Raw genomic sequence first — 12,517 nt, 5'->3', positions numbered from 1 at the left:
CTTCCGAGATTAATGTGCGTGGTCTAATTTTGACAAACTTTTGAACGAGCTTTGACAAAACGGCTCTCTAATATGACGGCATAAGTTTCGAAGTTGAAACGCAGCCCGGAATCCAGAGATAGAGACAAGGAGTCGTTGTAATGTCAGACAGATTGCAGATGAGTGACGCTCGGCAGGACAGCCCACAAGGTCAGGGAATCGCATATAGCGACGTAATGTCGGGTCCTCGGACCAGCAATCCTACGGAGCCTCATGGACCGATAACCCCACCTGTCGAACCCCCAGGTAAACCACCTGTGCCAGGGTCGAGCGCATCTTCAGATGCTTCAGCCAGTGCTGTCAGCAGCGGCAGTATCACAAATCGACAGGTATTCCTCAACTCCAACGCTTATGCACCGGGACTGGCTGGCGGCGGCGAATGCACAAAGAGCAAATCATCCGGTGTCAATATTCTGGGCTTGATTGGCGTCAGTGGCGGTGAATCCGGACCAGACCCAGACTGCATGGCCAAACGGCAGGAAGTAATAAAACAGCAGACCGTGTGCACTTCGGCAGTGAACGATGCAATGGTAGCAAGCAATATGATGGACAAAGTCTTGCAGGCTGGTCGCGAGTACAACACAAACCCTGCGGCTCGTCCTGTCTCGGAACTGGCAGGCGCGGTAGCCACTCAGTTCGCCGGCAGTTCTTTGAAGCAAGCAGGCGCGTGCGACTCAATAGCCCAGGTCTACACGGGCAAAGAGACGACACTGCAGTTGCCTTCACTGCAAATCGACCAGAGCGATGTCGAACGTACCCGACCAAAGCCGGTTGAAGCTCCAAAACCAGTACCTGCGCCCGCACCAGTCGTCGAGCAACAACGCACAATCGTCCACCACAAAGTGACACACCCAGTGGCAAAGAAACATGACGTAGATTGCGAAGTGAAAAAGAAGTAGCCATGTCTGCACATCACGAAACCCACATCTACAGTCAAAAAGCAGTCGAAAGTGACAGGAACAGCGCGAAAACCGCAGCGCAAAGCAACTTGCACAGCGAAGCGGTGAAGCACTTATCGGGACCAGCCGCAAAACATGCAAGCGACAAGCATGGGTCCGGCAGCGAGAAGTTTATGCCGACCAACGGTGACTACTGGGTAGTCAGAGGAGATAATCTCTACAAGATTGCCCAGCGGTCGCTATTGGCTCAAGGTAAAGACCGTCCTGATGGTCGTTCAATCTTCGCTGAAATCGACCGTATTGTGGAACTGAATCTCAAATATTATCCGAAACTGAGAGACCACCGACTGGAGCCGGGAATGATTCTGACGGTTGACGACAAAAAGCAACCAGCGAATGCAAAACCTGTTACCGAAGCGACCCAGCCCGACGCCCGGCAATCAGATTCACGTCAATCGGATGGACGACAATCCGACGCACGTCAATCGAGCAAAACACGAACCGATGCTGCGGCGACGGCTAACAATGATCCCAACAGTCCCTGCACTGAGCAAGTATGGAAATTCGCCGAGCCCGGAACCGTAACCACTGCACAAAAGTGTGATCTGGTTTTCGCCGGTGCGGATAGCAAAGTCGTCGTTCACCCTGGTGGACAGGCTCTTTTGCAAAAGGGAGCGAGCGGATTTGTATTCAAAGGCGGTCAAGCCACCGTAATGGAAGGTGCCACCGTCATTGATGCGGGCGGAGCCATCGAACTCAAGCCCGGCGCAAAATTCGTCAATATCGCCGCCCTGAGTCGTCAAGCCAACGAAACTCAATTTTAAGAAGACTACCCCTATGCTCAACTTCAAAATGACAAAAGTGCTTTCCGTAACTGCAATAGCGTTATGCGCGATTACACCGCTCCTCAACTGCCCGGCAGATGCTCAGAATTCCATCAGTACATATGGCACCGGCGCAGCAAGCTACGGTTACACCAGTAACGGTGGCACACAACTGGCGATGGTGACTCCAGTAGTCGACCCCAGCAATCTGCGTCTGACGGCCCAGAAGAACTACCAGTGCTCGCAATTTCGGGTGGCTCAACAGCTTTACAGTCAGGTCTGCCAGAGCGCCGGAGTTACAGCTGATGACTATTACTGGCTTGGTGAGAGCTACATGCATGCGTCAATGTTCAGCGAAGCCTCAGCGGCATTTCAGCAAGGCGTCAGACTCAACCCGGCTTCAGACTCGCTCAATCTAGGACTGGTGCAAAGTCTCATCGCCGCTCGCCAGAACACGCAAGCCCATGATGCCTGCCTGAAAGCAGCGAACACTGTAACTTCACCGCAAGCGCGCAAGCAACTCGAGGTGATGCTCAAGATTTCTTCCACGCCTTTTCCACCGGCAATGCAGCGGGACAATCGCCACTCTAACCACGTGGAGCGTTAAGCACAGATGAGAGCGCGGAATCAATCAGGTGTCATGGAACTGCCATTCGTTGTTTGGATCTTTCTTTTCGCGCTCACTTTTCCCCTGATCAATCTGGCAACAATCGGATTAAGACTGACATTTTTGTACACAGCCGCTCACACTGCCTGCCTGAGAGCTTGCCGCGGGCAAACTTTCCTGACAGCAGTTGAAAGCAAACCGTCTTGCGTGATGCTCGCCAATCAAGGTGTTGAAGACGTCACTAAAAAATTCACCGGCATCCATGTCTCTAAAATCACTACTCAAATATTGACCACAAACATTGACAGCGGCGCTCAAAGCCGCACTGTGAGCCCGCTTATCAAGCCTGCAGATGTGAGTAAAAACACTTACCAGATCGAAGTGGTGTTGGATTGTTCAGCCGACCCATTTCTTCCGATTCCGTCGCCCGTTCAAATCGCGGGAATTTCGGCTCCTCTGCATTTAACTCTCTCAGATCGTCAATACTGTGAAAGTCCTGATGGACTGAACATTTAAGTAGGATTCTCAAACCATGAATACGCTTTCGGTCGCGCCTCGAAAAACTCGATCTAACAAAGGGCAAGGAGTACTTGCTCTCGTATCGATTGTAGGGTTCTTTGTGATGCCGCTACTCGCGGTCTTCACCTTCGAGGTGGCGCGTCTCTATCTGGCCAAGCAAGAACTTCAAAATGCCTGTGACGCAGCATCACTAGCTGCAGTCGCGACTCTTGCCAGTTCGGACAACACCAATACAACTCTTGCGCACCAGAATTCCATCAAAGCAGCGCTGAAAATAATGCAAAGCAACTTCGTCCTCGGCAGCAAGCTAACGTCAACCGCACTCGCCAGCAACAGAGACGACAAAGCAGTCAACATCGGCGAATCCAAAGTATATTTCGAATTCCGCAACCCGATCACAAACGCGGTAGAAGATATCTCCAGCGCCAATGCCAAGGTGGTGCGCGTCTACGGCAGCCTTGTCACCACGCTGGCCTTTGGAAAATTCGTCGGCATCAATTCAATGTCCGTCAATGCCATCGCAACTGGTGCGGTGCCAAGATTCGACGTCTCGATTTGTTTCGACATATCAGGATCAATGGACGACCAGACTCCAATCTCTTGCGTTAAGAGGAAGTGGGACCCGACCTTGAATGGCGGCTCGATATCCTACGAGGTAATTTCAGGAAACAATGGCGTCGCCAACGGAAAGTTGTTCGACGTAGTCAAGCCAGACGTCACCGGCAGCAGCCTGAACGGCATTGCACCGCAGCTTCTGACCGAGTCTTACTGGAACGGCAAAATGTACTTCACCGAGTATCTGGCCAAAGCATATGGCGTGCCCGGCTTGCGCTCACTGAACGGCTATCCTGACGCCGGTCAACCTCCAGGCAACTACCCTCCGGGCACAGCCTTCACATGGGATGGCTATCCTGCCTTCACCGACATGGTGGTAAACATTGATGGCAACCAAACTTTCAGCTCATTCGAATATCAAGGTTACAGTTTTCCCAATCTCAATACGCTCATCGAAGCAGCGCGTGGAAATCTGGAAAATGACGCTGTCTTCAAGTCGAGCAAAGCAAACACTTCCGTCACTGTGAGCCCGCGCCCCGGCTATCAAAAAGCTTATCTGGACGCAGCAGCAAACAAGTTGCAGCCGATGAACGATGCAAAAAACGCACTGCTTACCTTCAACGACATCCTCAACACAGATGCAGATACACACTTCGGGCTGGTGTCATTCGACTCGGCTGTAGGCGCAGATCCTAACAGCACCGAAACATGGTATTCAGTCGATGACAGCTCGTCTTACGGACAGAAGCAGGGATTTCCACTTCCCCACGTCAAAGTGAGCAATGCAGCCGATCAAAACAATTATGATCTCGTCAATAAATCCATAAAATCCTGCGTTGCCATGGGATCCACAAATATCGGCGGCGCCATTCATGAAGCCGTTCAAGACATCAAAAACAAATCACGCCTGGGCAGCGTCAAAGCTATCGTCCTTTTCACCGATGGAGAGCCGACTCTGCCCTGCGGTCCGCTCGATACGAGCGACCCTCTACGAAACGCCCGCCTGGCTGCAGCAGAAGCGAGAGACGCCGGTATCGCAATCTACACAGTTGGATTAGCGCAAAATCCTGCCATCATTCCCCAGCAAGTAGCAATTTTGAACGACAAGAACAGCGACCCTTCCACTGGCGGTATCGCGGCTATAGCAGGGCATGGAGGTACCTTCACTGAAGTAACCAACAGCGCCGACTTGAGAAGCGCCTTCTCAAAAATAGCTCGCAACCTGGTCAGACTAATTGCACATGAGGCCTCAGATGTATAACCGCAGTTTCAAGCAAAAATCAGTCCAATCGTCGAGAACTGGTGCCTACAAGAGAAATAGAACCGGCTCTCTACTCGTCGAGCTGTCGTGCTGCTCGTTCATGATGTTGGTATTCGTCATACTGGCTGTACATCTCAGCGCCATTATATTTGGTGCCTATATGAATGATGTTGCATGCCGAGATGCTGCACGAGCAGCGGCACAGGGCGAAGATCTGGGTCAGGCGACTAAATTGGCACAGACTGTCTTGAAGGGTCACGAAACAGTTAGTTTCGTTGGCAAGCCCATTCTGCAAAGCCCTATTGTTTATCAAACATTCAATGGCGCTCCCGACCCGCAATCATCACCTTACGTGCAACTGACTACATCAACTGAAGTAACGTTGCCCTTTCAACCTCTGACGTTCTTCGGCACCGCACAATTTCAAGACGGAAAGCTGAAATTCTCGAACACCTATACTTTTCCGATTGTCCGATTGAAGTAACAGGGCGTGCTGCTGCGCAAATCAAGAGGAAATGTCTCTAGCTCTATTTCGATAGATATAGACGCCGGCAACAAATACAAATGAAATCCAATTGAGTTTAAGGAGAAAGAGTGAACGCCACGCAGCAATGCGTGGCGAACCTCTAGCGAAAACTTATAGAATCGGGCTGCTTACCGGTAGCAGGTGTTCCGTACTGAAAGCATTGAACACCGAAATTGTTTCGGAGTTGTTAATCAGACAGGTTGCGCCACTAGCGCCATTGCGGGACTGACCGTAGCCAAAAACTATGAATCCAGGCTCCAATTTTTGTCAGGTCTTAAAAACCCGAGAAGTTTTCCGCAAACTTTCGAGTAGCCGCCCACCAGAATGTCTGCTTATAATCTAAGTACAGACCTGTTTTCACCACCTGAAATCCAAAAGAGCAGCTAAATATGATTCTCGTGGTTCGCGCAAAGAGAGATATTCGCCCAGGAACAGTGATCACGCTGGAATTGCTGGACGAGTTCAAGATGCCCGACTCGGCGTACGACCCGAACGGCGTGCCGAGTACTGCCTTTGCGATCGGTAAAACCGCCGCCAATTTGATTCCACAGGGTCATCAAGTGCGCGTTTCCGACCTGCAAGCTGTGGAGCAGAAAACTTTTGGGCCAACGAAGTGGGAACAGCTCAAAACTGCCGCTGAAAAGGCAGTTGAGAATAGAGTCTACGTAGAGGCGGAACAATTCTGGCGTCAGGCACTCGACGAAGCTGATTACCAACTCAACAAATCTATGCGAGTCGTTTCTCTGGACGGACTTGGCGATCTCTACTGCTTGCAAAAACGCTACGCTGAAGCTGAAGTGGTGTATACAGAATCGTTAATCACCAAAATCGAGCTGGTAGGCGAAGAACATGCCGCCATTGCATTCGGGCTGAGCAAGCTGAGCAACGCAATGTATTACCAGGGCAAAATAACCGACGTCGAGACACTGCTGGCCAGGGCGTTGCCTATCTTGATGAAGAACTTTGGCAGATGGCACAACGAAACCATGTATGTGATCGCCAAGCTGGAGCGGATCTACGCCGATCAGGGTAAACCCTTCGAAACCCCGCCAGACCCAGACAAGTGGCTAACTGAAGCACAGAAGATTATCGAGACAGTCGAGGCGGAGAACGCGCCATTGCCTGTACTGATCTGTCCGGTCTGCCACCGCCAGTACAAGGGTCGCCAGTGCCTGCGTTGCACGCAGTTCGGCTCACTTGCCATGCTACCTGTGCCGCCCAACAGGCAATAGGTTATTATGAAATTCTGCTAGGTTTCGGAGTAAATTGATGCCCCGCAAGATCTTGCCATCCTTGGCATTAATGCTGACTACGGGTTTGACCACTACACAAGTATTTGCCCAGGGCGAATGGTATCGCCCCACCGAGCCGCCCGCGCAACTGAGGCAGGCACACGGCATCTATCAGCAAGCACTGCAAGCATTTTCGATGGGTGATGACAACGCCACCATCAACCTGTGCCGTCAAGCGGAAAACTATTCGCACGGCGACAAAAACATCTGTCATTTGATGGCGCTGGCATATGCACGCAGCGGTGACAACTACAATGCCATGCTCAAATTCCGCGCAGCTTTGCAACTCGATTACAACTTCGTGCCCTGCCGCAACAACTACGGCATATTCCTCAAAAAAACAGGCAAAGACACTGAAGCAATGCGCATGTTCGAGGAATGCAACAAAATCGACCCCAACTACCCTGATGCTTATTATCACCTGGGCGAAATTTATCGCGACAAAGGCGACTTAGATAAAGCAATCGACCTTTTCGAAACTGCGACGCGAAAAAATCCAAACTATGTTGATGCACAAAAAGACCTTGGTTTAGCCATCTATGAGCGCTACACATCTGGTCAGGGTGGCACCATAGATGATTCCATCGAAAAGCTGCAAACAGCAGAAAAGTTGATGCCGACAAATCCGATCATTCACTACCATCTCGGTAACATCTACTGTGCCGACGGCAAGCTCGATGAGGCGGAAGCTGAGTTTAGAACCGCTCTCAGCAATGACGTAAAATGCGCCCCTGCGCACTGGGAGTTGGCGCGCGTTCGCTACTACCGGGGCGATCCTAATCGCTGTCTCGATGAAATAAAACAGGCTTCGAAAATCAATCCGCTCTACACCGATACTAAGAAGTGGCCTCACGTAGACCCGCTCGCCATGCGAACAATGGCAGCAAAATCTCTGGAGTTCGAAGGCAGAAACATAGACAGCGTGGAAGCGTGGAAAGACGTCGCTGCCATGACGCGAAACAATGCAGACGTAGTCAAACACATTGCAGAAATGGAAAAGGCTCTGCGCGCCAATGCCAATAAGAAAAGAAAAGGCAATCAGTACGATCCAGAAGAAGTAAATGCGCTCGTGCGCAAGGGTCTCACGCAAGTCGATGACGGCGATATGGATGGCGCAAAACAAACATTCAATCGAGTTCTCGAACTAGACCCACAAAACTTCGACGCAACACAAAACCTGGGAGCAGTGCTGGAAGCGCAGGGCGACTTAAACGGCGCTTCTGCAAAGTATCAAGCAGCAATGGCACTGCAACCTAAATACGACGGCTGCATCTACAACTTCGCTTATCTTCTGGAGAAGATGGGATTACCTGCTGATGCAGGTTTAAAGTATCAGGAATTCCACGAAGTAGCTGGTCGCTATCCTTACGACCCCAAGCACATCGTTTCACTGCAGCAAGAGGAAGCGAGAAAAAGAGCTCGACAGGAGCAGATCAAGAAACGCGGATATTAGGTCATTGCAGTCTGTAACGGGCAGCTGAGCCGCAATCGGCAACAATGAGAATATAAAAACGTATTACATCAAATACTTGATATGATCTCATTGTTCATACTTCGGCAACCACGGCAGGCAAAATGAGCAAACCGGTTTCGACCCTCACGCTACAAAAGTACAAGTCCGAAAAACGAAAGATTGTTTGCTTAACAGCCTACGATTATTCGACCGCCCAGATACTCGATCGAGCAGGCGTAGACCTGATTCTCGTCGGTGACAGCCTGGCCATGGTGGCACTGGGCCACCGCACCACGCATGCTGTCACGATGGAGGAGATGCTGCATCACACCAAAGCTGTGACGAGAGGTGCGCAGACAGCTCTCGTGGTGGCAGACCTGCCCTTTATGAGCTACCAGGTCGATGTCACTCAGGCGATCACCAATGCCGGTCGATTTATCAAAGAAGCGAATGCTCAGGCGGTCAAACTGGAAGGCGCCACAAAGCTCAATCTCGAAATCGTAGAACGCCTGGTAGGAATGGGAATTCCGGTCATGGGACATCTCGGGTTCACCCCTCAGTCGGTGCACGGACTGGGAGGCACTCGCGTGCAGGGACGATCGGCTGAAGAAGGAGCCCGACTGTTTCACGAAGCCATGGCCCTGCAGAGAGCAGGCGCCTTCGCAGTAGTGCTGGAGATGGTACCGTCCATAGTGGCTAAAATGATTACCGATCGACTGACGATTCCTACAATCGGAATCGGCGCAGGCAACGACACAGACGGACAGATACTTGTTACGGATGACTTGCTGGGCAAATACACTGACTTCAAGCCACGCTTCGTTCGTCGTTACGCCAACCTGGCCGAAAGTTGCCAGGAAGCGATCATGAGCTATGCCAAAGATGTCACCAGCAAAGACTTTCCAAACAGCTCCGAATCATTCACGTTTCCGCCTGACGAAGAGTCTGAGTTGCGCAGCCTCATAGACGAAGAAGACCTTGTGCGCGGTGAATTCACCTGTTAGTGACAGGTGCCGGATGAGGGTGCACTGAACTTACCTGTTAATAACAGGTACCGCATGAGTGCGTGCTGCATCTACCTGCTAATGACACGTACCACATGAATGCGTGCTGCAAGAGCCGCAACCGCCACCGCCGCCGCCACCACTTGAAGCGCGTGACGTGCCCTGCCCTACATCAGGTGTAGTGCCGCCGGCACGAATCGTGGCATTCCAAATGCGATTCACCGATGATGAACCGCATGCGGTGCAGTTTTCCTTCTCGGAAACTTCACTCATCGATCGTTCCACACCGAAAACTTCTCGGCAGTCATGGCATCTGTATTCGTATAGTGGCATGGCGTGATTCCTCGATTTAGACTATTTTGCAGGTTCAGGCGACTGAGCCGCGTCAGGTTTCTTTTCAGCCGCACTATCATCAGCAGGCGGAGCGGATGGTTCTTTTTCCGTTACCGCTGAATCAACGGCAGGCGCTGATTCAACAGCAGGTGACGATTGAACAGCAGCTTTTCCCGCCTCACCGGCAGGTTTCTCAGGTGACTTATCACCAGTCTTGCTATCGGCTTTGTCTTCCTGCTGTTTGTCCTTCTTGTACTCCAGTTGCCCTGTGACCAGCGCACGGACGTCATTAACCATTATGACAACCATCAGCACAATCAGGCTGACAAAACCCCATTTAACGATTTCACCCTGAGCACGTTCGCCCATGGGACGACCGCGAATCGCCTCGAACGTCATAAACGCCAGGTGTCCGCCATCGAGAGCCGGCCAGGGCAACAAGTTGATGATGGCCAGGTCCATGCTGATCAGAATCGTGAAAAGGAATAACTGAGTCCAATCTTGTTGAGCGATATCCGCCCCAATCTTAATAACCGCAAAAACGCCATGCAGGTCACCCAGGCTCACTTTTGGGTGCCCCGGCGAGGCTTTGTCGCCACCGCCACTGAGCAAACCTTCGACCATCTGACCGAGTGCACTCATCATGCTGTAAGTCAGGGTACATAGTTTGACCAGAGCCTGGCGAGCGACCTCGAAGAAATTGCCCTCGACTTTCTTGTAAGTCGCCGGTCCTTTGCCCTCGAGCTGCATGCCGACCTTGCCTTTATCACTGGTCGTTACATCGATTGTGATCGGCTGGTAGTCGCGCATGATCTGCACGTGCACCAACTCACTGCGGTGAGCGCTCAGAGCCGCCACTGTTTCGTCAGTACTGGAAACCGGTTTACCGTTGATGGCAACAATAGTGTCGTTTACCTTGATGCCTGCTCTGGCAGCAATTGAATCTGCTGGAATCAGCTTAGTGACCACAGTCGGTTGAGACTGCACGCCTAAAGTCAGGAACATGACGAGCATGACAAGGTAAGCAAAGATGATATTAAAACCCACACCAGCAAAGGCTACCAGGGCTCTTTGCCAGATAGGAAACTTGCGAAAAGGCTTCAATGGAACGCCGAAGGCGTCTTCAGATGCGGCTGATTCATCGCCCAACTCAGGAATTGCCACGTAGCCGCCAAGCAGGCAGGCGTGAATGCGGAACTCGGTTCCCCACTTCTTACCAACCACCCAGTGCGGTCCGAAGGGCAATCCGAAACCAAAGACAGGGGTCTGGAACCCGAAAAACCTGGCAACTGAAAAGTGCCCGCACTCGTGCACGATAATGAGCGTGCTCAGAATTGCAAGCATGACAAAGACGGCAAATAACTGGACCAGCAAAAGTAACCTCAGATGCCGACTGAATCGGCCAAATAATCAACGGATACGTCTTTATAGTAATACGTAAGAATCTGAGCTGCATTATACCCATGTTCAGCGAGCGCCCGGGCGCCCCACTGTGACAGCCCAAGACCGTGACCATTGCCGCGTCCGAGGAATTCCAGAGTGTTGTCTTTGCAAACGATATTAAAGTTGGTACTGGGGAGCTTAAAGACTTTTCGCAGTGTCTCGCCCGAGATGGTTTTTGAGCCGTTGGCGCCCACCAGCACGGTGTCTTTGACTCTGTTGGAGGGAGTGCGCGAAACGATAGAAAAGGACGTCAGTGGACCAAGATCCGCGCCGATAGCTCGTGCCATGTCATCAACCTTAACTTTTCGATTCCAGGCGAAGTGCGGCGACATGTCGTCGTAGTCAGGAACCATGCGCAGGTAGGGTACAGGACGCCCCCAGACATGCTCGGCTACTTCAGTGCTACCACCACTGGTGCTGTGGAAAAAAGCTGAAACCGGCTTGCCTTCATGTTTCAGAATCAATCCTTCGGTCTCAGCAACAGCCCGGTTGGAGTTGGCATTTTCGCTGGAAACACCGTTGTAAACCTGATCGTCGATAGTGGCTCGCAGATCGTAGCCCTCTTTCGAATGCTTACCGATGTTGGCGATTGCATACGAACGGGCGGCCACTGCCTGAGCCTTCAAAGCCTCCAGCGGCCAACTTGACGGCATTTCGCCAGGCAGCACGGAAAGCAAGTAATCCTCGAGATCGACAATGTTAATGACGGTAATACCGCCGGCATCGCTAGCACCGTCAGGCGCACCCGGCTTGAGCCAGACTGCGCCACGGTAGAGCTTACCGTTCACAACAACGACCTGATTGCCCTTTTTATCATTGCGGGGCACAACCATGTAGCCGCTGACACCGTCAGCAGTATCAGAAGCGCTCTGCGACGGCAACAAAAACTTGTTGGTGTCGAGACGCGGAGCTGTCGGGAAATAGGCGACTTTGCTGATTGTAGAAGGCGGAGGCTGAGAGCTGGCTAGTTGAGCGCCATCAACGTTGTTGTTTTTACCGGTGAACGAAATATTTTTGGCGCTATCAATGTTCAAGGTCCACAGGCTCTGAGCCGGTAGAGTGGCAACCAGGGCACCAGTCGAGGCGTCACGAACCTGTGCTCCGTCGAGCGCTTCAATGTCGACCCGGCTGACCTTTATCGCCAGTCCAATTTTCACGAGCGTATGCTTCGACCTGGTCTGAGCAGGCACATAGCGGGCGTCTGAAACACTGTTGAGGGCAAGCGTGTCTGGCAGCAGATCAGCTGCCTCTGACTTAGCTGTCGCGAACATAGAAATCCAGATACATAGAGCGATCGAAAGTCCGCTAAAGCGCCACAGGTTGGTGGTCGGCTTAAGCTTTTTCTTGATGCCGGCAGCTTCAAGCCGCGACGCATTCCGCCAGCTGTTGGTTGCTGGAGGGAGTTCCGACTGGCTTGCCAATGCAGCTTCCTGAGCTTCTGCGTCAAGGTACGCACGCACGGCCGCAATACAAGCGGTGACCTCTGCCTCATCTCGCGATTCGGAGGAACGAACTGTCTCAGTGATTGATTTGGTGTTCAAGCCGCTCTGCAACATTGTGACATTATAGCTGTGAGTCTGCAGTAGCTAAAGTGATACCTGCGTAAGACCTAGGCTACCAGAGTTTTCACCTCTTTGTAAGGTGATTAAGTTGATTGCTATCGGACACTGATGGCGTATGTACTGGATATGTGAAGTCCCGAGTGCCGTTTTGACTCGGGACTTGTGAGTTTCGGGGCACTCGGGACGAGTGCGTTCCATGG

At 51.8% G+C, this 12,517-nt stretch carries 12 protein-coding genes; 9 read left to right on the top strand and 3 right to left on the bottom strand.

Annotated elements, in window-relative coordinates; genetic code table 11:
- Window positions 1-140 precede the first annotated feature (140 nt).
- The 9 genes from EKK48_10905 to panB all read left to right on the top strand — a co-directional run bounded on the left by EKK48_10905 (window position 141) and on the right by panB (window position 8,979).
- Window positions 141-938 (top strand): hypothetical protein, encoded by a 798-nt coding sequence (locus EKK48_10905; protein ID RTL42491.1) that lies wholly within the window; start codon window positions 141-143, stop codon window positions 936-938.
- Between the two features lie 2 nt (window positions 939-940).
- A complete protein-coding gene (locus tag EKK48_10900) occupies window positions 941-1,762 on the top strand; it encodes a LysM domain-containing protein (GenBank protein ID RTL42490.1) in 822 nt (273 codons plus the stop codon).
- Window positions 1,763-1,775: 13 nt separating this feature from the next.
- The gene (locus EKK48_10895; protein RTL42489.1) at window positions 1,776-2,369 is read left to right on the top strand and encodes a hypothetical protein; all 594 of its coding nucleotides are present in this window, start codon (window positions 1,776-1,778) and stop codon (window positions 2,367-2,369) included.
- A gap of 6 nt (window positions 2,370-2,375) precedes the next feature.
- Window positions 2,376-2,885, top strand: a complete 510-nt coding sequence (locus EKK48_10890) for a hypothetical protein (protein RTL42488.1) — start codon at window positions 2,376-2,378, stop codon at window positions 2,883-2,885.
- A 16-nt stretch (window positions 2,886-2,901) separates the two neighbouring features.
- Window positions 2,902-4,704: a VWA domain-containing protein gene (locus EKK48_10885; GenBank protein ID RTL42487.1), complete on the top strand. Its 1,803-nt coding sequence runs from the start codon at window positions 2,902-2,904 to the stop codon at window positions 4,702-4,704.
- Window positions 4,697-5,188 (top strand): hypothetical protein, encoded by a 492-nt coding sequence (locus tag EKK48_10880; protein RTL42486.1) that lies wholly within the window; start codon window positions 4,697-4,699, stop codon window positions 5,186-5,188. The genes EKK48_10885 and EKK48_10880 overlap by 8 nt, the downstream gene beginning before the upstream one ends.
- Window positions 5,189-5,619: 431 nt before the next feature.
- Window positions 5,620-6,462, top strand: coding sequence for a tetratricopeptide repeat protein (locus EKK48_10875; GenBank protein RTL42485.1), 843 nt, complete (start codon window positions 5,620-5,622; stop codon window positions 6,460-6,462).
- Window positions 6,463-6,499: 37 nt separating this feature from the next.
- Window positions 6,500-7,975, top strand: coding sequence for a tetratricopeptide repeat protein (locus tag EKK48_10870; protein RTL42484.1), 1,476 nt, complete (start codon window positions 6,500-6,502; stop codon window positions 7,973-7,975).
- Window positions 7,976-8,097: 122 nt separating this feature from the next.
- A complete protein-coding gene (panB, locus tag EKK48_10865) occupies window positions 8,098-8,979 on the top strand; it encodes a 3-methyl-2-oxobutanoate hydroxymethyltransferase (protein ID RTL42483.1) in 882 nt (293 codons plus the stop codon).
- A 78-nt stretch (window positions 8,980-9,057) separates the two neighbouring features.
- Here panB and EKK48_10860 read toward each other — a convergent pair whose 3' ends face one another.
- From EKK48_10860 to EKK48_10850, 3 genes are read right to left on the bottom strand one after another with little or no spacing between them, the layout of a single operon-like run.
- The gene (locus EKK48_10860) at window positions 9,058-9,312 is read right to left on the bottom strand and encodes a zinc ribbon domain-containing protein (protein ID RTL42482.1); all 255 of its coding nucleotides are present in this window, start codon (window positions 9,310-9,312) and stop codon (window positions 9,058-9,060) included.
- Between the two features lie 21 nt (window positions 9,313-9,333).
- Complete coding sequence (locus tag EKK48_10855) at window positions 9,334-10,686, bottom strand: PDZ domain-containing protein (GenBank protein ID RTL42481.1); 1,353 nt, start codon at window positions 10,684-10,686, stop codon at window positions 9,334-9,336.
- Window positions 10,687-10,694: 8 nt separating this feature from the next.
- Window positions 10,695-12,311, bottom strand: a complete 1,617-nt coding sequence (locus tag EKK48_10850; GenBank protein ID RTL42480.1) for a SpoIID/LytB domain-containing protein — start codon at window positions 12,309-12,311, stop codon at window positions 10,695-10,697.
- Window positions 12,312-12,517 lie beyond the last annotated feature (206 nt).

Source organism: Candidatus Melainabacteria bacterium (genome assembly GCA_003963305.1).
In the GTDB taxonomy this organism is placed as follows: Bacteria; Cyanobacteriota; Vampirovibrionia; order Obscuribacterales; family Obscuribacteraceae; genus PALSA-1081.
This window is presented reverse-complemented; position numbering and strand designations above follow the sequence as displayed.